24 protein-coding genes are annotated in these 23,714 nt (G+C 63.8%); 8 read left to right on the top strand and 16 right to left on the bottom strand.

All coding sequences use genetic code 11. The features are described from left to right. Positions 1-9: 9 nt before the first annotated feature. The gene (locus GS_RS12215; RefSeq protein WP_010943067.1) at positions 10-795 is read left to right on the top strand and encodes a slipin family protein; all 786 of its coding nucleotides are present in this window, start codon (positions 10-12) and stop codon (positions 793-795) included. Between the two features lie 84 nt (positions 796-879). On the opposite strand, the gene GS_RS12210 is transcribed toward GS_RS12215, so the two are convergent. Continuing rightward, the gene (locus tag GS_RS12210) at positions 880-1,935 is read right to left on the bottom strand and encodes a peptidylprolyl isomerase (RefSeq protein WP_010943066.1); all 1,056 of its coding nucleotides are present in this window, start codon (positions 1,933-1,935) and stop codon (positions 880-882) included. A 334-nt stretch (positions 1,936-2,269) separates the two neighbouring features. On the opposite strand from GS_RS12210, the gene GS_RS12205 reads away from it, so the two are divergent. The 3 genes from GS_RS12205 (at position 2,270) to GS_RS12195 (ending at position 7,208) form a co-directional block, all read left to right on the top strand. Further along, on the top strand, positions 2,270-5,716 hold the full coding sequence (locus GS_RS12205) for a pyruvate carboxylase (protein ID WP_010943065.1): 3,447 nt from the start codon (positions 2,270-2,272) through the stop codon (positions 5,714-5,716). 153 nt (positions 5,717-5,869) lie between these two features. After that, on the top strand, positions 5,870-6,256 hold the full coding sequence (locus GS_RS12200) for a hypothetical protein (protein WP_010943064.1): 387 nt from the start codon (positions 5,870-5,872) through the stop codon (positions 6,254-6,256). 97 nt (positions 6,257-6,353) lie between these two features. After that, on the top strand, positions 6,354-7,208 hold the full coding sequence (locus GS_RS12195; protein WP_010943063.1) for a SagB/ThcOx family dehydrogenase: 855 nt from the start codon (positions 6,354-6,356) through the stop codon (positions 7,206-7,208). Positions 7,209-7,296: 88 nt separating this feature from the next. Here GS_RS12195 and GS_RS12190 read toward each other — a convergent pair whose 3' ends face one another. From GS_RS12190 to tsaA, 15 genes are all read right to left on the bottom strand, one after another. After that, the gene (locus GS_RS12190) at positions 7,297-8,580 is read right to left on the bottom strand and encodes an O-acetylhomoserine aminocarboxypropyltransferase/cysteine synthase family protein (RefSeq protein ID WP_010943062.1); all 1,284 of its coding nucleotides are present in this window, start codon (positions 8,578-8,580) and stop codon (positions 7,297-7,299) included. 90 nt (positions 8,581-8,670) lie between these two features. Continuing rightward, positions 8,671-8,934 carry a hypothetical protein gene (locus GS_RS12185; RefSeq protein WP_010943061.1) on the bottom strand — a complete coding sequence of 88 codons (264 nt, stop codon included), beginning with the start codon at positions 8,932-8,934 and terminating at the stop codon, positions 8,671-8,673. A gap of 229 nt (positions 8,935-9,163) precedes the next feature. Further along, on the bottom strand, positions 9,164-10,765 hold the full coding sequence (locus tag GS_RS12180) for a methyl-accepting chemotaxis protein (RefSeq protein ID WP_010943060.1): 1,602 nt from the start codon (positions 10,763-10,765) through the stop codon (positions 9,164-9,166). A gap of 1 nt (position 10,766) precedes the next feature. Further along, the gene (locus tag GS_RS12175; RefSeq protein ID WP_193360257.1) at positions 10,767-11,288 is read right to left on the bottom strand and encodes a hydrogenase maturation protease; all 522 of its coding nucleotides are present in this window, start codon (positions 11,286-11,288) and stop codon (positions 10,767-10,769) included. After that, positions 11,249-11,704 carry a hypothetical protein gene (locus GS_RS12170; protein ID WP_010943058.1) on the bottom strand — a complete coding sequence of 152 codons (456 nt, stop codon included), beginning with the start codon at positions 11,702-11,704 and terminating at the stop codon, positions 11,249-11,251. The genes GS_RS12175 and GS_RS12170 overlap by 40 nt, the downstream gene beginning before the upstream one ends. Continuing rightward, positions 11,701-11,952, bottom strand: a complete 252-nt coding sequence (locus tag GS_RS12165) for a 4Fe-4S dicluster domain-containing protein (RefSeq protein WP_010943057.1) — start codon at positions 11,950-11,952, stop codon at positions 11,701-11,703. Before GS_RS12165 ends, GS_RS12170 begins: the two co-directional genes overlap by 4 nt. Next, complete coding sequence (locus GS_RS12160) at positions 11,952-13,373, bottom strand: Ni/Fe hydrogenase subunit alpha (protein WP_010943056.1); 1,422 nt, start codon at positions 13,371-13,373, stop codon at positions 11,952-11,954. Before GS_RS12160 ends, GS_RS12165 begins: the two co-directional genes overlap by 1 nt. Beyond that, on the bottom strand, positions 13,351-14,301 hold the full coding sequence (locus GS_RS12155; protein WP_010943055.1) for a methyl viologen-reducing hydrogenase: 951 nt from the start codon (positions 14,299-14,301) through the stop codon (positions 13,351-13,353). Before GS_RS12155 ends, GS_RS12160 begins: the two co-directional genes overlap by 23 nt. Further along, the gene (locus tag GS_RS12150) at positions 14,298-14,810 is read right to left on the bottom strand and encodes a hypothetical protein (protein ID WP_010943054.1); all 513 of its coding nucleotides are present in this window, start codon (positions 14,808-14,810) and stop codon (positions 14,298-14,300) included. Before GS_RS12150 ends, GS_RS12155 begins: the two co-directional genes overlap by 4 nt. A 2-nt stretch (positions 14,811-14,812) precedes the next feature. Next, positions 14,813-15,313 (bottom strand): chemotaxis protein CheW, encoded by a 501-nt coding sequence (locus tag GS_RS12145; RefSeq protein WP_010943053.1) that lies wholly within the window; start codon positions 15,311-15,313, stop codon positions 14,813-14,815. A 313-nt stretch (positions 15,314-15,626) separates the two neighbouring features. After that, complete coding sequence (locus GS_RS12140) at positions 15,627-16,307, bottom strand: arylesterase (RefSeq protein WP_010943052.1); 681 nt, start codon at positions 16,305-16,307, stop codon at positions 15,627-15,629. A 34-nt stretch (positions 16,308-16,341) separates the two neighbouring features. Next, complete coding sequence (locus GS_RS12135) at positions 16,342-18,840, bottom strand: ABC transporter permease (RefSeq protein WP_010943051.1); 2,499 nt, start codon at positions 18,838-18,840, stop codon at positions 16,342-16,344. Then, the gene (locus GS_RS12130) at positions 18,837-19,502 is read right to left on the bottom strand and encodes an ABC transporter ATP-binding protein (protein ID WP_010943050.1); all 666 of its coding nucleotides are present in this window, start codon (positions 19,500-19,502) and stop codon (positions 18,837-18,839) included. The genes GS_RS12135 and GS_RS12130 overlap by 4 nt, the downstream gene beginning before the upstream one ends. Before the next feature lie 126 nt (positions 19,503-19,628). Beyond that, positions 19,629-20,936 (bottom strand): putative sensor domain DACNV-containing protein, encoded by a 1,308-nt coding sequence (locus tag GS_RS12125; protein ID WP_010943049.1) that lies wholly within the window; start codon positions 20,934-20,936, stop codon positions 19,629-19,631. A 48-nt stretch (positions 20,937-20,984) separates the two neighbouring features. After that, complete coding sequence (gene tsaA, locus GS_RS12120) at positions 20,985-21,503, bottom strand: tRNA (N6-threonylcarbamoyladenosine(37)-N6)-methyltransferase TrmO (protein ID WP_010943048.1); 519 nt, start codon at positions 21,501-21,503, stop codon at positions 20,985-20,987. A 320-nt stretch (positions 21,504-21,823) separates the two neighbouring features. Here tsaA and GS_RS12115 point away from each other — a divergent pair, with 320 nt between their 5' ends. The 4 genes from GS_RS12115 (at position 21,824) to GS_RS17440 (ending at position 23,714) form a co-directional block, all read left to right on the top strand. After that, entirely contained in the window at positions 21,824-22,273 is a 450-nt protein-coding gene (locus tag GS_RS12115) for an Hsp20/alpha crystallin family protein (RefSeq protein WP_010943047.1), read from the top strand. A gap of 37 nt (positions 22,274-22,310) precedes the next feature. Further along, positions 22,311-22,709: an Hsp20/alpha crystallin family protein gene (locus GS_RS12110; protein WP_010943046.1), complete on the top strand. Its 399-nt coding sequence runs from the start codon at positions 22,311-22,313 to the stop codon at positions 22,707-22,709. A gap of 35 nt (positions 22,710-22,744) precedes the next feature. Next, positions 22,745-23,227, top strand: a complete 483-nt coding sequence (locus GS_RS12105) for an Hsp20/alpha crystallin family protein (RefSeq protein ID WP_010943045.1) — start codon at positions 22,745-22,747, stop codon at positions 23,225-23,227. Between the two features lie 322 nt (positions 23,228-23,549). Beyond that, on the top strand, positions 23,550-23,714 hold the full coding sequence (locus GS_RS17440; protein WP_010943044.1) for a hypothetical protein: 165 nt from the start codon (positions 23,550-23,552) through the stop codon (positions 23,712-23,714).

Genomic DNA, 23,714 nt, shown 5'->3' with positions numbered 1-23,714 from the left:
GGTTTCCCCATGTTCGATATTTTCAACTATGTGCCGTTCATGTTCCTCATTGTCCTGCTGATCATGTTCGTGGCCAGCGCCGTGAGGATTCTCCCCGAGTACGAGCGGGGGGTGCTGTTCCGGCTCGGTCGCCTGGCCGGGGCGCGGGGGCCGGGGCTGTTCTTCATCATCCCGGGGGTCGACAAGCTGGTGCGGGTGTCCCTGCGGACCGTGGCCCTGGATGTGCCCCCCCAGGACGTCATCACCCACGACAACGTGACCGTCAAGGTGTCTGCGGTCATCTATTTCCGGGTCATGGAGCCCCAGAAGGCCATCGTGGAGGTGGAGAACTACCTGTACGCCACCAGCCAGCTGGCCCAGACCACCCTGCGGAGCGTCCTGGGGCAGGTGGAGCTGGACGAGCTCCTGGCCAACCGGGAAAAGATCAACAAGGAGCTCCAGGAGATTCTGGACCGCCACACGGGGCCCTGGGGAGTCAAGGTGACCGCCGTGGAGGTGAAGAACATCGACCTCCCCCAGGAGATGCTCCGGGCCATTGCCAAGCAGGCCGAGGCCGAGCGGGAGCGGCGGGCCAAGATCATCCATGCCGACGGCGAGTACCAGGCATCGGAAAAGCTGGCCCAGGCGGCAAAGGTGCTGGCCGCCGAGCCCACCTCGCTCCAGCTCCGCTATCTCCAGACCCTCACCGAGGTGGCCGCGGAGAAGAACTCCACCACCATCTTCCCGGTCCCCATCGACCTCATCAAGATGTTCATGGACAGGATCGGGACGGACAAGGACGCACCGAAGTCCTGATGTTCCGGGGTGCAGATATAAAAAAAGGCCCGTCGCTGTGGACGGGCCTTTTTTCGTGCTGCGCAAGCCGTGAACCGGTGAGGGCTACTTGGCCATCTCGATCTTGGCAGCTTTCTTCAGGTTCTCCACGTACTCGTTGATCCCTTCCTGAACCTTCTGCTGCTTCAGGAACTGAACGATCCGGTCCTTGGTCTCCTCGAACTTGACGGTCTCGGCGGGGCGCTTGTCGGTCAGCTTGATGATGTGGTAGCCGAACTGGGTCTCGACCACATCGCTCACCTCGCCGGGCTTCATGGCGAAGGCGGCCTTCTCGAACGGGGGAACCATCTGGCCCTTGCCGAAGAAGCCCAGATCGCCGCCCTGGGGTGCGCTGGGACAGCCGGACTCCTTCTTGGCCACCTCGGCGAAGTCGGCGCCGCCCTTCACCTGCTTCAGGATCGCCTCGGCCTTTTCCTTGGCCTTCTTCTTGTCGTCGGCGGAAGCGTTGGGCTCCACCTTGATCAGGATGTGGCTCGCCTTCACCGTCTCGTCCCGCTTGAACTTGTCGATGTTGTCGTTATAGAACTTCTTGGCCTCTTCGTCGGACACGGTGGTCTTGGCCACGACGTCTTTTTCGATCAGATTGTTGATGACCAGGTCTTCCCGGGCGAAGGTCTCGACGTCCTTCTCGGTCATGTCCATGCTCTTGAGGGTCTTCAGGTACTCTTCCTGTGAGGGGAAGCGGGCCTTGCTCTGGCTTACCCGCTCCTGGATCTGCTTGTCCAGATCCTTGATCTCCTGTTTCCTGCCGGCCTGGTAGAGGAGTTCCTTGGCGATGAGCTGGCTCACCGCCGCCTCTTCCACCTTCTGGGCGATATCGGGAGTCACGGGCTGGGTCATCCGGTTCTGGGACATGAGGACTTTCTTTGCCCGGTCAACCTCGGCGCGGGTTATGGCTACGCCGTTGACCTTCACCACCACCGCTGCCGGGTCGAGGGGGGCAACGTTCTTTTCTTCCTGCTTGGCCGGGGCCGCCGCAGGCTTGTCGGTTTTGTCTTCCTTCTTGGCGGGTGCCGCCTCCGCCCCGATCGCCGCTCCGGAGAGTGCAACCAGTGCAGCGAGGGAGAGGATGTTCGCACGCAGTGTCTTCGTCAGGTTCATTGCAGTCAAATCTCCTTTGGTGGGGTGCAAAGCGTTTTAATACTATCACTATATGCGTATTTGTGTAACGAAAAAAGTTGTTCCGGGCCGCCCGGCGCCGGCAGCCGCGCCGGCGGGAGGCGGCCGCGACCGCGGCTGTTCGTGAGGAAGCAGGGAATGAGTTGGCTGATTTTAGAACGGAAGTTTATCGTTGACAACTTATGGGCAATCTGATTTATTCATCTTCTCGTTTACAGTCGTGTAACTATATAAAATAACGAAATAATTTTAGTTTAACTAAAGTTTTAATTAGGTTGTATTTGTTTTATTTTAGGTAAAAACCGGGGAGGTTCCGATGGAAAAGAGAAAGTTCAGAAAAGTAATGGCCGCCAACCGCGGAGAGATCGCGATCCGCATCTTCCGGGCCTGCACTGAGCTGGGGATCAGCACGGTGGCCATCTACTCGGAGGAGGACAAGCTGTCCCTCCACCGCTACAAGGCGGACGAGGCCTACCTGGTGGGCAAGGGGAAAGCCCCCATCGATGCCTACCTGGGGATCGACGAAATCATCTCCATTGCCAAGCGGGCGGACGTGGACGCCATTCACCCGGGCTACGGCTTCCTTTCGGAGAATGCCGAGTTCGCCGAGGCGTGCGAGCGGGCCGGCATCGCCTTCATCGGTCCCCGGGCCGAGATGCAGCGGGCCCTGGGCGACAAGGTCTCGGCCCGCAAGGTGGCCATTGCCGCCGAGGTGCCCGTGGTTCCCGGAACCGAGGAGCCCATCGAGCACGAGGAAGAAGCGCTCATCTTCGCCAAGCAGCACGGCTATCCCATCATCATCAAGGCGGCTGCCGGCGGCGGCGGGCGGGGCATGCGGGTTGCCCGCAACAAGAAAGAGCTGCTGGAGGGGCTGGTGGCGGCCCGCAGCGAGGCCAAGGCCGCCTTCGGCAACCCGGCGGTCTTCCTGGAGCGCTACCTGGAGAATCCCAAGCACATCGAGGTGCAGGTGCTGGGGGACCACCACGGCAACCTGGTCCACTTCTACGAGCGCGACTGCTCCATCCAGCGCCGTCACCAGAAGGTGGTTGAGTTCGCGCCGTCGCTCTCCCTGACCCAGAAGCTGCGGGACGAGATCTGCAACGCGGCCCTCAAGATCGCGGGTCAGGTGGGCTACGTGAACGCCGGCACCGTGGAATTCCTGCTGGACCAGGAGGGGAGCTGGTACTTCATCGAGATGAACCCCCGAATCCAGGTGGAGCACACGGTCACCGAGATGATCACCGGCAGGAACCTGGTGCAGGCCCAGATCCTCATCGCCGAGGGGAAGAAGCTCTCGGACCCCCCCATCAACGTCCCGAACCAGTCGGCCATCGCCATGCGGGGCTACGCCATCCAGTGCCGGATCACCACCGAGGACCCGGCCAACAACTTTGCCCCGGATTTCGGCACCATCACCACCTACCGCTCCTCGGCCGGCTTCGGGGTGCGGCTCGACGCGGGCAACGCCTTCACCGGTTCGGTCATCACCCCCCATTACGACTCGCTTCTGGTGAAGGTCACCTCGTGGGGGCTCACCTTCGACGAGGCGGCCCACATCATGAACCGCTCCCTCCAGGAGTTCCGGGTCCGGGGCGTGAAGACCAATATCCCGTTCCTGGAGAACGTGGTCACCCACCCGGTCTTCCTGGCCGGTACCTGCGATACGTCATTCATCGAGAAGCACCCCGAGCTTCTGGCCATTAGCGAGAAGAAAGACCGGGCCACCAAGGTGCTCAATTTCCTGGGCGACGTCATCGTGAACGGCTCCCCCGGCGTTGCCAAGCCCCTCAAGTCGGCGGAGATGATCGAGGCCCGGGTGCCCGAGGTTGACTATACGGTTCCCCGGCCCGCCGGCTCCCGCGACCTGTTCATGAAGCTCGGCGCCGAGGGGCTCTCCAAGTGGATCCTGGAGCAGAAAAAGCTCCTGATCACCGACACCACCATGCGGGATGCCCACCAGTCGCTCCTGGCGACCCGGGTCCGCACCTATGACCTGCTAAAGATCGCCGAGCCCACCTCGTACCTGGGTGCCGGGCTCTTCTCGCTGGAGTGCTGGGGCGGCGCCACCTTCGACGTCTCCATGCGCTTCCTGAAGGAGGATCCCTGGCAGCGGCTCCACAAGCTCTCGGAGGCGATCCCCAACATCCTCTTCCAGATGCTCCTGCGGGGCTCCAACGCCGTGGGCTACACCAACTATCCCGACAACGTGGTGCAGCGCTTCGTGGAGGAGGCCGCCGCCAGCGGCGTCGACATCTTCCGGGTCTTCGATTCCCTCAACTGGACCCGGGGGATGACCGTGGCCATGGAGGCGGTGCGCAAGACCGGCAAGATCTGCGAGGCGGCCATCTGCTACACCGGCGACATCACCGATCCCAAGCGGGACAAGTATCCGCTGGAATACTACGTGGCCATGGCCAAGGAACTGGAGCAGATGGGCGCCCACATCCTGGCCATCAAGGACATGGCGGGGCTGCTCAAGCCCATGGCCGCCCACAAGCTGGTGAAGGCCCTCAAGGAGAACATCGGCATCCCGGTCCACCTCCATACCCACGATACCTCCTCCAACGGCAACGCCACGCTGCTCATGGCCTGCCAGGCCGGGGTCGACATCGTGGACGCGGCCCTCTCCTCCATCTCCGGCCTCACGGCCCAGCCGAACCTGAACGCGCTCCTGGCCGCCCTCAAGGGGACCGAGTGGGACCCGGCCCTGGACGACGAGGGGCTCCAGCACCTGGCCAACTACTGGGAGACGGTGCGGGACTACTACACCCCCTTCGAATCGGGGCTCAAGAGCGGCACTGCCGAGGTCTACCACCACGAGATCCCCGGCGGCCAGTACTCCAACTACAAGCCCCAGGTGGCCGGTCTCGGCCTGCTGGACCGGTGGGAGGAGTGCAAGGAGATGTACTTCAAGGTCAACAGGCTCTTTGGCGACATCGTCAAGGTGACCCCCTCCTCCAAGGTGGTGGGCGACATGGCCATGTTCCTGGTGAAAAACAACCTGGACGTGGACGACGTCTTCACCAAGGGGGACGAGCTCAGCTTCCCCGAGTCGGTAGTGGGGATGTTCAAGGGGATGCTGGGCCAGCCCTACCAGGGGTGGCCCGCTGAGCTGCAGAAGATCATCCTCAAGGGAGAAGAGCCGATCACCTGCCGCCCCGGCGAGCTCCTGGAGCCGGCCGACTTCGAAGAGAAGCGCCTGGAGGCCGAGACCAAGGTGGGGCACGCGGTGAACGACAAGGATCTCATGTCGTACCTGCTCTACCCTCATGTCTACCCCGAGTTCGACAAGCACCGTCAGGAGTATTCGGACACCTCGGTCATCCCGACCCCCATCTTCTTCTACGGCCTGGAGCCGGGGCAGGAGACCTCCATCGACATCGAGCCGGGCAAGACCCTCATCATCAAGCTCAACGCCGTCGGCAAGGTGCATCCGGACGGTACCCGCCACATCTTCTTCGAGCTTAACGGCCAACAGCGGCAGGTGGTGGTGCGCGACCAATCGGTGCAGACCGACGAGGCCGAGCGGGAAAAGGCCGACAAGGGGAACGCCAAGCATATCGGCGCGCCCATGCCCGGCAAGGTCCTGAAGCTCAATGTGAAGGCGGGCGACGTCGTGAAGGCGGGAGACGTCCTCATGGTTACCGAGGCCATGAAGATGGAGACCAACATCAAGGCGAAAGAAGACGGCGCCGTTGCCGAGGTGAAGTTCAAGGAAGGCGACAAGGTGGAAAAAGAAGATCTGGTGATCGTGATGGCATAGCGAATCGTAGCGAAAAACACTCGAAACCGTCACGGGAACGTGGTATTAAAGGGGGGCCGCCAATGAGGCGGCTCCCCTTTTTTCGATGACGGTGCCGGATTTCGCGAACATACGGGGACACAACCCAATCCCAGCAAGGAAGGAGAAGCGCTCGTGTCAAAGAAGCCCGAAGTAACCTTCAAGTACATCTTTACCTACGATTACAACCCGGTCTATGTGAATGGCGCCCATGGCGGCATCTCCCCCCGGGGCGACCTGGTCGTGAACTTCTATCTCGAGCGCCCGCCGCTCCCCAACGAAGTTACCCACGAACTGACCCCCAGCGGCACCATCGGCGCCGAGACCAGCGTGGAGCCGGAAGACTTCGCCCAGAGCCTTGTCCGTTTCGTTCCCACCGGCGTGGTGCTCAACTACCACACTGCCCGTGAACTCCACCACTGGCTCGGCGAGAAGGTCCGCGAGCTGGATGCCCTGGAGCAGCACAAGGCCGCCCTGCGGGCCGCCGCCCAGCAGCCCGGCGACGAGGACGTGCAGCACTGAGGTTGACGGGAAGGCGGGGGGCGGACAGGGTGCCGCCTCCCGTTTTTTTGTTCTTCGGAGCGGCACCATCCGGAGAATTTTCCGAAGGGAGAATAGCATGATGAGCGTTGCACGAATCGTTGCGGCCGGGGCCCTCGGCCTTCTTCTTGCCGCACCGGTGGCGGTTTTTGCCGACGAGTCCGGGGCGATCCCCCTGCCTCCTCCCCGGACGGAGGGGGGCAAGCCCCTCATGGATGCCCTGCGGGAACGGAAGAGCTCCCGGGAGTTCAGCAAAGAGGCTCTGTCTCCGCGCCGGCTTTCGGACCTGCTCTGGGCCGCCTTCGGCATCAACCGGCCCGATACGGGGGGACGGACCGCCCCCTCCGCCATGAACCGGCAGGAAATCGACATCTATGTCGCGACCGCCGACGGCTTGTATCTCTATGACGCCCGGGGCCACCGGCTTATCCGGAAGGGCACCGGGGACATCCGCGAGTTGACCGGCCAGCAGCCCTTCGTGGTCGGCGCGCCCGTGAACCTGATCTACGTGGCCGATTACGGCAGGATGGGCGAGGCCAGGGGCGAGGACAAGGCGTTCTACGCGGCCGTCGCAACCGGCGCCGTCAGCCAGAACGTCTACCTCTTCTGCGCCTCGGAAGGGCTTGCCACCGTGGTTCGTGCGTCCCTGGACGCCCCGGCCCTGGCAAAGGCCATGGGGCTGCGCAACGAGCAGCGGATCGTACTTGCCCAGTCCGTGGGTCTGTCCGGGACAAAGGCGGAACCCGCGAAGCCGGCGGTAAAACGGACCCCAGCGCCGGAGGCCATTTGGTCGACTCCCGCCCGGGTCGACGGCCCCCCCACCTCGGGGGCGCCCGAGGATGCGGTCACGGCACCGCCCCAAACGCCTGCGACGACGTCGCCCAACCCCCTCGGCCAGCCGAAGCTGACCATCGAGAAGCCGACGGAATACTGATCGTCTTTCACATCAGGCCGCGATCAGCACACACGAAAAAGCCTGCCGGAGATCCGGCAGGCTTTTGTGCGTCGTGGAGCAGCGTCCGTTATTTCTGGCTTGCGGCCAGGGCCTGATCCACATCGGCGATGATGTCGTCGATGTGCTCGATGCCGACGGAAAGCCGGATCAGGTCCGGGGTGACGCCCGACGCAGCCTGCTGCTCGGGGGTCAGTTGGCGGTGGGTGGTGCTGGCCGGGTGAAGCACGCAGCTGCGGGCGTCCCCCACGTGGACCACCAGCGCCACCAGTTTGCACGCCTCCATGAACTTCTTGCCCGCCTCGGCACCTCCCTTGATGCCGAAGGTGAGGACGCCGCTGCACCCCAGGGGCAGGTACTTTTTCGCCCGGTCATGGCTGGCGTGGCTGGGAAGGCCCGGATACTTGACCCAGCTAACCGAGGGATGGCTTTCCAGGAACCGGCCCAGGGCCAGGGCGTTGTCGCTGTGGCGCTGCATCCGGAGCGGCAGGGTCTGGAGCCCCTGGGTGAAGAGGAAGGCGTTGAAGGGGCTCGGCGTCGTGCCCAGGTCGCGCATGAGCTGGACCCGCGCCTTGATGATGTAGGCCATGCGGCCGAAGGTCTTCACGTACTGGAGCCCATGATAGGAGGCGTCGGGCTCGGTCAGCTCCGGGAAGCGGCCGTTGCCCCAGTCGAAGTTGCCCCCGTCCACGATGATGCCGCCGACGCTGGTGGCGAGGCCGTCGATGTACTTGGTGGCCGAGTGGACCACCACGTTGGCCCCGTGCTCGAAGGGGCGGCAGAGGTAGGGGGTGGCGAAGGTGCTGTCGATGATGAGGGGCACCCCTTTTTCTTTGGCGACGGCGGAAAATTTCTCGAAGTCCAGCACGTTCAGCCCCGGATTGCCGATGGTCTCGGCAAAGAGCGCCTTGGTGTTGGGGCGGAAGGCGGCCAGGATCTCGTCGGCCGGGGCTTCCGGGTCCACGAAGGTCACCTCGATCCCCATCTTGGGCAGGGTGCAGGCGAAGAGGTTGTAGGTGCCGCCGTAGAGGGTGCTGGCGGTCACGAAGTGCTGGCCCGCCTGGCAGATGTTGAAGATGGAAAGGGTGGTGGCCGCCTGGCCCGCCGAGGTGGCCAGGGCGCCGACGCCCCCTTCCATCATGGCCAGCTTCTGCTCGAAGGCGTCGGTGGTGGGGTTGCCGATGCGGGTATAGAAGTAGCCGGCCTCCTCCAGGTCGAAGAGTTTCGTCACGTGGTCCGCGCTGTCATACTTGAAGGTGGTGCTCTGGCAGATGGTGACGACGCGGGGGTCGCCCGATTTGGGAGTATAGCCCCCCTGGATGGCCTGGGTCTCGATCTTCCACGAACTGCTCATGGCGGTCTCCTTTCAACGATGGTGAGGCCGCGATGATACCAGAGAAACGCCGTTCGGGAAACGGGGAAATAGCAAGGTGCCGCCGAAGGATCAGTGGAGTTCCATCTCCCGCGCCACCTGGCCGAGCATCCGGCGGACGGTCCGCTCATCCACGAAGCTGAAGAGGTCCCCCTTGCCGAAATCCACGTCGGTCCAATCCTGCCCGCTGCGGATGGTCACGGGCATCTCGCTGACCCCGTTCCCCAGGAGCCCGTGGAGAACGTGCATCGCGCCGCCGCTGCGACGGGGATGCTCGCTCCGGCGAAGTTCGAAGTAGACGGCCTGGTCGAATTGGTCCGTGGTGAGATAGATCATGGCGCACCTCCCGGTTGTGTGATGATGACAGTAAAACCGATATGTGCGACACAATATGTCGTATATAGTGTTGTGAGAGCCGCCGCGCCACTTCGCTCCGTGTGCCGCCCGCACCGCCGCTTCGTCGGCGCGTCAGCCCTCACGAATTCAGGTCGCTATATAAAAAGAGGCCCCCATCATGTCGCTCCGGATGGGGGCCTGCCAGGATTGCGGCGTGGCGAAACCAGGTTCAGCAGGCGGCGTTGTCCAGCCTGAACTTGCTCACCATGCTGGTGAGCTTGGTCATCTGCTGGCCGAGTTTGTGCGATACTTCCGACGACTTGAGCGCGCTGTCCGCGTTCTGCCTGGTGATGGTGGTGATGTGGTTGACGGAGCGGCTGATCTGCTCGATGGCGCTCGCCTGTTCCTGGCTGCTCTGGGAGATGTCCTCGGTCAGGGCGCAGATCGTCGTTGCCCCGGTTACCGCCTCGGTGAGGTGGACGTCGATCTTGCGGGACAGGTCCTCTCCCCGCCGGGCCTGCTCGACCGATGTCTTGATGAGCGTGTCGGTCTGCCGCGCCGCATCGGTGGAACGCTTGGCCAGTTGGCGGATCTCCTCGGTCAGCACCTGGAAGTCGTTGCCGGCACCTTCCACGTGGGCCGCCGAGATCGCTGCGTTCACTCCCAGCAGGCCTGAGCTGGAGGCCACGCTCTTCAACTCGTGAATCAGTTCCAGGTACTCGCATTCGAGCGCATCGTCCGTGTCTCCGCTCCCCCCATTGGGGGTCAGGGTAGCCCGGCGCCGGAAGTCGTGGAGCCGTGTCACGGCGTCCTCGCACCGTTTCGACAGGTTCCTGATTTCCGAGGCAACCACGCTGAAGCCGTTGGCGGAGGAACGGATCAGGGTTGCCTTGCTGGTGGCGTTGGAAGAGAGCTGGTCGGTTTCCTTGGCAATGGAGTCGATCTGCTGGACAATACCCACGGTGTTGTCCGCCGCGCTCCGGATCTGCCCCATGGCCTGGAGCATCTGGTCCATGACCGACTTGGCCGTTTTGATGGACTCGGCGGAGCCGCCGGCGGCCTGGCGGGCGTCAATGGTGCTCCGGGCGCTCTTCTGGGAGGTGGCGGCGATGTGATCGAGCACGTTGGAGGTCTCGGTCAGCTGGGCCTCCTGCTCCCGGGCCCCCTGGGTCACCAGCTGGCTGCTGTCGGCGATCTGCCCGCCGACGGCCGAGACCAGTTCCACCGTTTCGGTCATCTGGGTCACGGCCGAGTGGAGCGATTCCGCCGTCGAGTTCATGGCCTTCTTGATGGCGGCGTGCTCGCCGTGGTATTTCCCCCGCATCCGGGCGCTCAGGTCGTACTCGGCCAGGTGGCGGAGCACGGTCCCCGCCTCGTTCACCGGGTCGATGACCGCGTCGAGGGTTCCGTTCACCCCCTTGATCAGATCGCGCCAGATCCCCTCGAAATCCCAGTCGTTGCCCCGGGTCTGGAGCCTTCCCTCACCGATGTTGCCGACCAGGTGCTGGGTCTCGCTGTGGAGGCCGTAGAGGGTGGCCAGGAGGGTGTTGAGGTTGCGCTTGAGGTTGTTGTACTCCCCGGTGTAGTCGTCGATGACAAAGGGAGGGATCCTGCCGTGGGCGATCTCGTCGATGGCGCCGGCGGCCAGGCGGAGCGGCGTCACCAGCGTGTCCAGCATCCGGTTGACCATGAGAACCAGTGCGGCATCGTCGCCGGTGAACTGCGCAGGGTCCCCCCGTTCGTCGAGCCTCCCGTTCATCATGGCCTCGGCGAGTCGCTGGATTTCACGGTGCAGGGTCATTTCCGCTGGTTTGGCGCCTGATTTCTTCATGTCAGATTCCTTGTCCAAGAGTATGGAGGTAGTTGCGGATCAGGGCGACGGCCGGTTCTATGGCTGATGCCACCTCCGGCGACATGGCGTCGCGGGTCCGGTCGAAACAGCGCCCCTCGATTCCCACCAGGGTCACCGTCGGCGGCAGCCGCTCCGGGTAGAGGAGCTTCCCGATGTCCATGGTTTCCTTCAGGCCGATGGAGTGGGCCGAGATGGACCCGCCCCCGAAATTCGGGAGCTCGTCCCACGCCAGCTGGTGGATCGTCCCGGCCGGTGCGCCGAACTGGACCGCGTCCACCACGATCATGGCCGCTTCCCCGCCGGTCAGGTAGTCCAGGAGGGCGATCCCGCCCACGGCCGCGTAGTGGAGCCGCACCCCCGCGGGGAGGGGCGCCCCGGCCAGCCGCCGGTGGATCTCGTACCCCACGGCGTCGTCGGCCACCAGGTCGTTGCCGACGCAGACCACCACGACCCCCGGAGCCGCTACTGGGTTCTGAGGTTCAGTCGGCACTGGTCCCCGCATGACACGACCTCCGATTTCACCGGGCGGCAGATGAGCTCGTTCAGGATGCCGTCCAGGTAGGCGTGGAAGAGGCGGCACAGGGCCGTACCCATGGTGAGTCCCCGCTTGGCGCAGACCTCCCGCAGGACACAGTGGTCGAACAAGAGGGTGCGCTCGGTGCCGTCCCCCTCCAGCCGGAACCGGTACCCGGCTTCCATGCGGGAGTTGAGGATCGCCACGACCTCGTCCAGGGTGGGGTTGGTCAGGTGGACCGGCAGCTTCCGCGCCATCTCCCGACCGGCGATCCGGCCCACCGAGGCCGTTGCTCCGCCCATGACGTTGTCGACGGTGGCGGCGAAGATGTCCAGCAGGAAGGCTACTTCCGTGGCGGCGTTGACGTGGTCGTCAAGGGTGACCTGTTCGGTGATCGCGCTCATATGAACTTCTCCATCTTGGTGCAGAAGGCCAGGTCGCGGTAGAAGTTCTTGACCACGTGATAGTTCTCCTGGCTGATGGCCCCCGAGGGGCAGATATAGGCGCAACTCAGGCAGGCGATGCAGTCCTCCTGGTGCTCCACCACGCAGAGCCGCTTTTCCTCGTCATAGGCAAAGACCGTGGTGGGACAGATGTCGACGCACATCCGGCAGCCCCGGCACGCCTCTTCATGGACCTTGATCTCGACCATCAGCAGTTCCTCCGGATGACGCGGGGCTTTGCGGCGCGGTTCACGACGATTTCCAGGGGCATGGCGCCCAGTGCATGGGTGGCGCAGGAGAGGCAGGGGTCGTAGCAGCGGATGCCGAACTCAACCGCATTGAGCAGCGCCTGGTCGTCGGGGCGGTTGATGACGTGGGAGGTGGCGGCCTGGGCGATCATGGCGTTGATCAGGGCGTAATTCTGCTGAGTCGCCACGATCAGGTTCGCCGCCCGGACAATGCCGTTCTCGTCGATTTCATAGTCGTGGATCAGGGTGCCCCGGGGTGCCTCCACGTGCCCCACGCCCCGGCCACCGGAGAAGGTTACCGGAACGCGGGTCTCGCCGTGGATGGCCGGATCGGCCATGATTTCCCCGGCCCGCTCGGTGCAGTAGAGGAGCTCGATCAGTCGGGCCCAGGGTTGGAGCGCATTGGCGTGGCAGGGGCGCCCCACGGTCCGGATGAACTCCTCCCGCTCCCGGTCCGCCAGGGGGGTGCCGTAGCGCTCGGAGACGTTGAGCCGGGCCAGGGGGCCCACCCGGTAGTCGTGGCGATTGTCCCCATCCACAAAGGAAACCTGCTTCATGTAGGAGAACTCCACCGCCGACTCGGACATGTACGAATCGTAATCGGCCGAGGGGAACCGGGCCTTCAGGGCGCCGACCTCATCCACGGCCCGGATCTCGCCGTTCACCAGGGCCAGGGTGCCGTCGGCCTTGACCGTGCCGACGCTCCAGGCCGGGGCAACCCATTGCTGCAGCATGGCCGGATGGGTGTCGAGCATCTTCATCAGGAGCTGCTTCACCACGGGCGCCAGCTCCAGCACAAGGTCGCGGGCCTCGTTGATCCAGGCGTTGAGCTGTCGCTCCCGGTCGGCGTCGAGTACGAAGGCGATTCCGCCGGCTACCGAGGTGACGGGGTGGGTGCCCCGCCCGCCGACCAGTTCGTTGATCTTCTGGCCGATGGAGCGGCACTGGAGGGCCTTTTTGGCGATATCCGGGGCTGCCTGTACCACCCCCACCACGTTGCGGACGGCGGGGTCGGCGTCGAGGCCCAGGACCAGGTCGGGGCCCTGCAGCACGAACAGGGAGAGGCAGTGGGAGTGGATCACGTGCCCCATGTACATGAGCTCGCGCAGCAGTTTCGCGGCCGGTGGCGGCTCCACGCCCGCGGCATTGTTCAGGGCGTTGGTGGCGGCCAGGTGGTGGGCCGTGGGGCAGACCCCGCAGATGCGGGCCGTGACCAGGGGCATCCGGTCCGCGTCCATGCCGGTCAGGATCTTCTCGAAACCGCGCAGCTCGTTCACCACGAGCCCCGCGGCCGTGAGCGCACCCGTATCGTCCAGGTCGATGAAGACCCGCGCGTGCCCCTCGATGCGGGTGACGGGATCAATGGTTATGGTCTTGTTCATAGTCGTCTCGTTCCTCGTCGGTCCATTTCCGGATCAGGAAGGTGGGCTTCTCGCCGATCATGGGGGTGGCCATGGTGTAGGAATAGTGGGTCTTGGCCGTCCGCTCGATTTCCCGGACAATGGCCTCGCGCGGGATGCTGGTCAGGCGCGACATCCGCTCGGCGATCTCGGTCCTGATGTCGCGGTTGGGCTCGGCCAGCACCTGCATGGTGGCGCCGGCGCAGCCGCTGCACGGGATGCCGTTCAGGGGGCAGGGGGACATGCAGCGGTCCAGGGTCACCGACCCCATGCAGAGGTAGCCCTGGCTCAGGAAGCAGCGGTCCGGGTCGGGCACCCCTTCCGAATTTTTCCTGATCCGGTCCACCTCGGTCTTTTCCATCGTTCTCCGGCAGCGGGCGCAGACCGTCTCACGGTTGGCGATACGGGGCGAGCGTCCTTCCAGGAGCGCCAGGAGGGCATCGAAGACAAAGGCCGGGTGGGGGGCACAGCCGGGGAGGTAGAGGTCCACGTCGATTACGCTGTCCAGTGGCGACACGGACGGCTCCAGGGCCGACACTTCCCTCGTGGGCGGAGTGGTGGTCGCCGTGGTCTTGTTGCCGGTGTAGACCGTGTCCATGATCTCCTGGCAGGAGTGGACGTTGCCGGCCCCGGCGATTCCGCCGTACACGGCGCAGGAGCCCCAGGCAATGATCAGGTCGCAGCTCTTGCGCATCTCCATGGCCGCGTGGCGGTCGTGCTCGGTCCGGATGGCGCCGGAGACCAGCCCCACTTTCGCCTTGGGGTAATCCTTCACGTCGGTCAGAACCGGGCAGCGCTGGATGGTGACCGAGTCCAGGACCGACAGGATCTTTTCGTGCAGGTCCACGATGGCGATATGGCAGCCGGAGCAGTCGCTGAGCCATTCCAGGTTGATCGGGACGGTGCTCACGGTTTCTCCTCCCTTTTCTTGTGGATCACCAGCCGCTTCAGGCAGGCGTTCTCGCCGGCGTGCATGATCTCCAGGGTCGAATCGACCCCCATCACGTTCAGGAGCGCGCCGGAGAAGAACCCGAACATCATGGTGCAGAGGGAGCCCTTCTGGTGGTGCCCGAAACGGAACAGGGACTGACGGATCATGCAGTCCCGGAAGACCAGGTGGATATCCTCGTCGCCCTTGTCGGTGGCCTGGATCAGGGCCGGCCGGTCGTGGGCCTGGAACGGCTCGAAGTGCCAGAGGCAGTTGTTGTCCTGGAGCACCGTGCGGACGGCGGCCAGAGCCTCTTCCACGTCGTCGGTCTTCCGGATGTCGGCGGAAAACTGCATGCCGAGCCGCTTGCCGGCCAGATAGGTGATGCTGTTGGCGGATTCGCCGATGGCCTCCTCCATGCCGCTGGCGATGGCGCCGAGAAACGTCATGGTTTCCTGGAGGGCGGCTCGGGTAGTCATGAGGTCGGACATGATCAGGCCACTCCTGTCAGATTGGTGAGTTCATCCTCGGAAAACAACCGCTCGATATCGAGCACGATGATCAGGCGGTCTCCCATGGAGGCAACGCCCGTTATGGCCTCGCCGCCCTGGTCGCTCACGCCGGTGGGTGGGGTGGATACGGCCTCCCGCGGCACCTTCAGCACCTGGCTCAGGGCATCCACGGTAAAGCCTACGGTCGTGCTCCCGGCGGCGGCGACGATCACCACCTTTTCCGATTCGTCCACCGTGCACTCGCCGGTGATGTTGAACCGCTTGCGGAAGTCGATGATGGGGACGACCGCGCCCCGCAGGTTGATGATTCCCTCCACATGGGGCGGGGCGCTGGGCACGGCGGTGATGGGCACCGTCCGGATGACTTCCCGGACCTTGAGGATCTCGAAGCAGTACTCTTCGCTTCCCACGGAGAACACGACCACCTGCAGGGGGGTACTTGCGGTCGCGCTTCCGGTCGATAGGGTTGGCAGAGTCGTCATGGGGGAAAACCCGTCCTTTCAGTGCCACAATAGAAGCGAACTGCCCGATTTGTCTCTGCAATCAAGAATAATGCCGATATGTATACAAACGCTTTTCGGAGCGGCAGGTCGAAACTTTAGAACTAATTTCTAAAAATCGTCGAATGGAGCGCGAGATGCAAAATAATGTTTTATGGAAGGGGGCGACGTGTTGCCGTGGAATGACTGAATATAGTCCGAATTTTCGGCTGGTTCGAATGGGGGGTGTGGAGGATGTTTTCTTTGCAATTATATGTAGTAATGGTTAATGTCGAATGTGACACGCCATTTGATTTCAGCCGCCAGATGGCGGAGTCTGCTCGATGGCCTTGATCACGTAGGGAAGTACCGTATCGGACACGATTCGGTATCCCTCGGCCGTGGGGTGGATGCCGTCGGCCTGGTTCAGGTCGGGGCGCCCTGCAACCCCTTCCAGGAAAAAGGGAATCAGGATCAGGTCGTGGCGCTTCGCCACGGCCGGGTAGACGGCGGCAAAGGCGCGGGTGTAGTCCCGGCCCAGGTTCGCGACCATCTTCATCCCGCCCAGGACCACGGTGACGTTGCGCTCCTTCAGCGTGCGGACCATCTCGTCGAGATTCTTTTCCGTCACCTTCGGGTCGATCCCCCGCAGGCCGTCGTTGGCGCCGGTGACCAGGATAACGATATCCGGCTTCAGGGTTAGGACCCAGTTCACGCGCGACAGGGCGCCGCTGCTCGTCTCGCCGCTGATTCCCGCATTCACCACCCGCCAGGGGCGACCGGCCTCCCGCAGCAGCCGCTCCAGTTGGGCCGGGTAGGCATCGTGTTCGTCGAGGCCGTAGCCGGCGGTGAGGCTGTCCCCCACCGCCACGATGGTCCCTGCCGTGGCACGGGCCTCCTGCTGCGCCGGAGCCGCGGGCCGGGCAGCCTCCTTGCGGTCGCACCCGGCCAGGGCGGTCAGCGCAATAACCGCCATCAGACTTTTCCTGAGATTCACGGTATACCTCCGTATTCCGGTCCCGACGGCCCCGTTACTCCTCGGCCTGCTCCCGCAGAAAGACCACCGGCTTTTTCCTGATGATGGACAGGGACGCCCCGAGCCCCACGGCCACCACCAGCACCACCGTTGCCGCCACCAGGGCGGCGCTCACGGCCGGGAAGGGCTGCCAGGAGACGTCCAGAACCCGGGTGCAGACGATCCAGCTGGCCGCCTGGGCGAGGCCCAGGGCCAGGAATCCGCTTACCCCGCCGATGATCAGGTTTTCCATGGTGAAGACCGACAGGACGAACCTGCCCCGGGCACCCAGTATGGTAAAGAAGACTGCTTCCCGCAGCCGGGCCTGCCGGGTGGCGATGACTGAACTGACGATGATCAGGGCCCCGGCCACCACGCTGAACAGGGTGAAGAAGCGGACGATGACCGAGAGCCGCCCCATGACCCGGGCAAAGACCGCCACGGTCTCGGTCAGGTCAAAGATGCTCACGTTGGGGAAGCGGGCCGCGATCCGGTTCTGGAGCTGCGCTATGCCCGGCTTTTCCACCCGCACCGCGGTGAAGAAGGTCTGGGGGGCATCCCTGAGCACGGCGGGCTGGAACACAAAGTAGAAGTAGGGCTGCACTGCGGCCCTGGTCCGGGTCCGGATGCTGGAGATCCGGGCCTCGATCGGCACCCCCTGCACCCGGAAGGTGATCACGTCGCCCACCGCCATGGGGCTCATCTCCACCACCGTGTCCAGGACCGACACCTGGACCCCCTGCCAGTCGGGGCGGAACAGGCTCTTCCCCTCGATGATCCGTTCGTCCTCCAGGAGGCTGTCCCGGTAGGTCAGGTTGAATTCCCGGGACAGGTTGTCCCCTCGCTTGCGCCGCTCCGCCTCCCGGTCGATCGGGCGGCCGTTGATGGCGGTCACGGTCCCCCGGACAATGGCGTGGAACAGGGCCGGCATCCCCAGGGTACGGCTGAAATCTTCCTTCTGGCCCGGCTGGATGTCGATGAAGAACAGGTTCGGCGCGTCCGGTGGATAGGAGCGGATGTAGGAGGCATCCAGGTTCCGCTCCACCAGGGTGATGGCGAAGATCACCGCCAGGGCCGCCGTGAGGGTGACGATGATGGGCCGGGTGGCATTGCGCGGGCGGAAGAGCCCCCGCAGGGCCTGGCGCGCTGCGAGCCGCCGGGGGCGCGCCCTGCGCAGGAGCCGCAGCACCGCCTCGGTGCAGGCAAGGGACAGGAGGATCAGCCCACCCACCCCCAGCACGAAGTTGACGCCGCTCCGGGGCTCCTCCACCTTCCAGAGAACCATGGCCAGGAAGAAGAGGACCACGGCTCCCGTCGTGACCCAGACCGCGCGGCTGCGCACCGTCGGATCCTCCTCCTTGCCCAGGATGGCCCGGGGCTTCACCGCCCGCAGCTGCCAGAGCGGAAGGAGGGTGAAGAGGGTCACGGTCAAAAAGCCGAGCACGAGCCCCTCTGCCACGGCCGGGGCCGCGATGCGGAACTCCACGGTGGCCGGCAACAGCCCCCGGAACAGCTCCGGCAAGACCCCCTGGAGGAGGAAGCTCGCCCCGATCCCCAGCGCCGTTCCCACGATCCCCAGCACCGAGGCCACTGCCACGTAGTGGACCACCAGAAAGCGGCCCGTGGCCCCCAGGGCTTTCATCACGGCGATGGATGGCCGCTGCTCGGCCAGGTAGGCGGCCAGGGAGCTCTGGATGCCGATGCCGGCCAGGAGCAGGGTGAAGATGCCGATCAGGTTCAGGAAGAAGAGGAAGTTGTCGAAGAAGCGCTTTACCCCCGACTGGGCGGTGCGGTAGGTGTCGACCCGCTCCCGGTCGCGCAGGGCCGAGGCCCGCAGCTCCGCGGCGATCCGGTCGGTCTCCCTGGGGTTCGCCACCTTCAGGATGATGGTGTGGCTCACCCGGCTCCCCTGGCCCACCAGCCCCAGGGAGGGGAGATCGGCGGCGGCCACAAAGAGGCGGGGCCCCAGGGAAAAGACGTTCACGGGCCGGTCCGGTTCCTGGGTGACCACGTCGGCAACGGTCAGGGTGGCGTCCCCCAGCCGGAGCCGGTCTCCCACCCGGAGGCCGAGCCGGTCCAGCAGGGTCTGCTCGGCAATGGCCCGGCCCGGCGCCAGCACCTGCCGGAAAGGGCGGCCCGAGGCCAGATCCACGGTGCCGTAGAAGGGATAGCCCGGCTCCACCGCCTTGATGTGAGCCAGGAGGGAATCCTCCCGCCCTGCCGGGCGGATGATGGAGTAGAACTCGTTGATGCGGGCGCCCTCGGCCCTGCCCGCCGCGATGACCCGGTTCACCGCCGCCGTGAGCCCCGGCGACAGGGGCGAGCGGGACTCCACGATCACGTCCCCCCCGTGGAGTGCCCGGGCGTCCCGCAGCATGGAGCTGTGGACGCTGCGGCCGAAGCCGGCCAGGGAAACCAGGGTAACGATGGAAAGGGCCACGCAGAGAACGAAGATGGCCGACTGGCGGCGCGAGGTGGCGAGCTGGCGGCGGAGGAGGCGGCCGTGGAGGGTCATGGGGCCTGAATCCGGCCGTCATGGAGCCGCACCACCCGGTCGGCGGTGCGGGCGATCTCGGGGCTGTGGGTCACCAGGACAAGCGTTGTCCGCCGTTCCCGGTGCAGCTCCAGCAGGATATCGAGAATCCCCCGGCCGTTCACCGAATCCAGGTTGCCGGTGGGCTCGTCCGCGAAGATGATGCGCGGGTCGTTCACCAGGGCCCGGCAGATGGCGCAGCGCTGCCGTTCGCCCCCGGAGAGCTGGTGGGGCAGGCTCGCGGCCCGTCCCGTGAGCCCCACCCGGGCCAGGAGCGCCTCGGCCTTCTCCCGGGCTTCCCCGTCCCCCCGCAGTTCCGCCGGGAACATGACGTTCTCCAGGGTTGACAGGGACGGCACCAGGTGGAACGACTGGAATACGAAGCCGAAGGTTTCGTTGCGCAGGGGGGCCAGATCGTCCTCGGAGAGGTCGGTGATGTCGCGCCCCTCGATGATGACCCGGCCCGAATCAGGACGGTCGAGCCCCGACAGGAGCGAGAGCAGGGTGCTCTTGCCGCTGCCGCTCTCTCCCTCGATAACCAGGAATTCCCCCGGCTCCACGGCCAGGGAGACGCTGTCGAGGACCTGGATGCGGCGGTCCCCGACGGTATATGCTTTCGAGAGGTCGCGGGCTTCGATGATCATGGCCTGTTCATCATACCAGCAGGGGCGTTGGGGGACAACCGTGCCGGCGGAAAAGGTGCGCCGGCGCGGGTGGACGCCTTTTGGGGGGGCTGCGGGTGACGGGGGTAACCTTCCCGCTTGAATGAATCAGAAGTCGAGCAGGCTGGTGGCCACCTGGTCCCAGCAGGTCACGGCGCCGTCATGCCAGTGGACGAACAGCACCTGGCCGTCCTGGGAGATCACAATGGCCAGGGCATCGTGGAGGGCGTTGCAGAGCCGGTAGGCCGACCGGTGGCGGGTTCCGCGCCCCTTGACCGCCTCGGGTTGCCGGGTCTCTCCCTCGATATCCAGGGCCACGTGCAACCGGGTCACGTTCTCCAGCCCGCCGGAAATCTCCGCCCCGAACCCGAGCACCTCGAACCTCCGGTTCAGCACCACCGCCCCGTCCACCAGGGAGAGATCGGCTACGAAGTGGGCCAGCTCGAACAGGGCCTCGTCCATCCGGGTCAGGACCGGATCGCTGAGGGCCAGGTATTCGTCCCACCCCAGGGGCCTGCACTCCCGCTGCGACCTGCTGGCTACCCGGGCGAATTCGTTCATGATCCCGACGATGTGCGGGAAGATCCGCCGCCGGCCGATATCGGTCAGAAACGGATACTTGATGTTCAGGTAGGGATTTGCCTGTTTCAGCTCATCGGTCCGCTCGCTGGGAATGATCAGCAGGGTGCCGCCGTGGCGATAGCTGCGCATCAGGCTGATAACCCGGCGGAGCAGGTTCTGGCCGAGAATGACCGGGAATTCCGGGTCGATCGGAGGCCAGATGTCGCCGGACTTCTGGCGCGCATCCAGGTGCAGGTCCCATAACTCGTCCCGGTGGGTGGCGAATATCTCCCGGAGCCATGAGGCGGCGAACACCTCCCGCGCCATGCTGACCACTTGGCCGCCCCGCAGGCCGGCGATCATGGTCGATCCCACCGACACGCTGATTCGTCCCGGCCCGGTCACGAACACGATGAGCGAGTCAGGCACCGGGTTGATCAATTGGGTACCCCCGTGGACCGCCTGCATCCAGCGGGTGCCCGAGTGGACCACGCCCCAGATCTGCAGCTTTCCGTCGGCATTCAGGTTTACCCCGATCATGGCGCGGTCGAAGCTGATCGCCGGCGAGAGGCGGCGCAGCTCGTCCTCGGTGCAGGGGCGCGGTTCCAGGAAAACCAGGCGATGCAGGCCGTCCGGAGGGTCCTGGCCCGCCGGGAAGCGTTCGGGTTCGCGGAAGATCAGGCGGAAGCGGACCTGGCGCTCCTCCTCCCGCATCAGGCTCGCCTGGTAGCAGGTGGAGAGGAGCACGGACAGGATCGAGCAGCCGGGGCAGTCCTCCCGGGGCCGCTCCGGGACCTCGGTTTTCAGCTGCCGGCAGATGTGGGCGGCGAATTCGTGGGGATACCAATGGCTCATAGTTCTGTAATGGTAGCCGAAAGCCTGTCTTTGGCAAGGGAAGGGCGGCTAGCGGGGTTTGCGGGGCCCGGGCGCGGAGTGGCGCCCCTGCTCCGCATCAACTTCATCGATCCAGCCGGCTCTGGCGTCGGGAAAGGCATCCGCGTAGGGGACGTAGGGTTTGATATCCAGCACGGGGGTGCCGTCCAGGAGGTCGACCCCCCGCAGATGCAGCGTCCGGCCTTCCACGGCCACCAGCTCCACCGCCGACAGGCCGATGGCATTGGGCCGGTGAGGGGCCCGGGTGGCCAGGACGCCCCGCTTCGGTCCGCCCCGCGGCGGCTTGACCCGGCTTTTCCAGCCCTCGCTCAGATGAAAGGCGAAGATGAGCCACAGCCTGTCGAAGCCGCTCAGATCCCGGATCGCGCTTTCGTCCAGCCACTCGTGAAGCTCCAGGGTGGCAAGCGCCGGCTCCCCGGTTTCCGTACCCTCTACCACCGTGCCCTGATGGGGCGCGTCAATCCGGCGGGAATAGGGGGAGTACAGAGTGCCGATGGGGCGATAGGTGAACAGGGAGTCGTGGGTCATGGGGGGAGATTGTAGTTGCGATGGGTGCAAAGTGCAATGGGCGGGACGGGGTCATTCATATCCTATGACAGTGTGGCGGTGTAGAGCGCCTTCGGTTTGTATGACTGAGCACCAAGCCAGGCACTTCAGTCTGTCGGGCCCTGACTGCTTCAGAGACCTTCTGTAACACTCCGTGCATTCAGCAGGGTATTTCTCTGCTTAATCACGTTGTGTGCTGCAGAACCGGCAACCTCTGTCCGGTTCTGCCCCACTCTTGACACCTAAGGGGTGCGTAATTATTTTTTTATCGAAAGATCACCCATCGAAAGGAGGTAATCCACATGGCAACCTGGGATGTATTCAAAGAGTTGGACAATCTGAGAAGGGAAATCGATGAAGCGTTCCGCGGTGCAGGCTTTGGCCGGCCGTTTGGACCGACATTCCTTTCGCCGGTTACATCCCGCCGTTTCCCGCTGGTCAACTTCAGCGAGGATGAGGGCTACATTTACATTGAGGCTCTGGTCCCCGGCGTCGATCCGAAGGATGTTGACCTGTCCGTGCTGCGGAATACGGTCACCATCAGCGGGGAACGCAAACCGTTCGTCCAAAGCGAAGGGCAGATCGTGCACCGTTCGGAACTTGGTTCCGGTAAATTCTCACGGACCCTGGAGCTGCCGACCGACATCGATCCCGGTAAGATCACGGCCCAGTGCAAGGACGGGATTTTGAGGATCGCGTTGGCTAAGGCTGAACATGCCAAACCAAAGAAAATCGAGATCAAACTTTCGTGACGCTTTGAAGGTTCTCGCGGAAAGGAGGTAATCAATCATGGCAGTCAACAGCTTGACGGAAAGAAATGAAGAACGGAATGTACAGCCCCGTGAAGAGACACGGTCAAACGAACGCTACATCCGGCCGGCGGTGAACATTATCGAAACCGAAGAAGGGCTGGTCCTGACCGCCGACATTCCCGGCGCCGCGAAGGAAACCCTGGATGTCAACGTCGAAAAGGGCATCCTGACCATCAGTGCCCCTGTGAGCCACGAGATGCCGGGCACCACGGCCTACCGTGAGTTCGAGCTGGCCAGCTACTACCGGCAGTTCTCGATTCCGGAGAGCCTTGACCATGAAAAGGCCAAAGCCGAATACGTGAACGGCATCCTGACTCTGCGGGTGCCAAAGGCGGAAGCCGCCAAGCCAAAACGGATCGCCGTACAGGTCGGCTGAAAAAGCAAAAGGAGTCTGAACAGGAGGTGATCACAATGTCAAGCCTGTTGCCTGAGAAGTGGGGTGAGGCGCTGGAACGGGTTCATGACAAAGTCGGCCATTTCCTGACCAGGGTGATGCCGTGGAAAAAGCAGGAACATTTTCCGGAGCGGATCACGGCCGATACCTTGCCAGCCTTCATGCAGTCTGGTGGCCCGCTGCTCGACATGCATGAGACCGCTGATGAACTGATCATCAGGGCAGAAGTGCCGGGTCTGAAGAACGATGATTTCTCGGTCGGGATTGTCGGCAGACGGTTAACAATAAAAGGAGAAAAGAATATCGTTCGTGAGCGGAAAGGAGGTGATGGGTGCCTTATTTCAGAATGCCGATACGGCAGCTTCGCCAGAACTCTCCAGTTGCCGTACGAAATCGATGAGAAGGCGATTGCGGCGGACCTCAAGCACGGGGTCCTGACCATCCGGCTCCCCAAGCCGGAGAAAGGACGGCATGCCCGCTACCGGGTGCCGATCTCCTGAAACAGCAGGGATGTCGTGAGGGCCGCTTGGTGCGGCCCTCACCGGTTCTATGCGAAAAGGATCTTATTCTTTCTTGCAGGCACGGAGGAAGGATAGATGAAACATATGAGCATCAACCCCGTTACGATAGTTCGAGAGCACCTGAAGGAGTTGCGTAACCAATACAGAGCCACTGATGACCCGCAGCAAAAAGACATCCTGTTGAAAAGACTCAGAAACCTTCACAATGTGCTGCAATTTTTATCCCGGGCTCAGAACGGCACACCTAATGTTGGGAATTATGCATAACGTAACCCGCTATCGCACGAGAAAGGAGCATGGCATGCATTACTTTATCAAAGAAAACAAGCTGCATCGCTATCCCGTTCCGAAGCGCTGTGGTGTTCAGTTACAGAAAGAAATCCTGCGGGATACAATTCCGTACAATGTTGAACAATGCATTTACTGCATGCGCAGATGGCCGGAAGATGAAAAGAAAGAGTGCTAG

Origin of the sequence: Geobacter sulfurreducens PCA (genome assembly GCF_000007985.2) — a bacterium.
GTDB lineage: Bacteria > Desulfobacterota > Desulfuromonadia > Geobacterales > Geobacteraceae > Geobacter > Geobacter sulfurreducens.
This window is presented reverse-complemented; position numbering and strand designations above follow the sequence as displayed.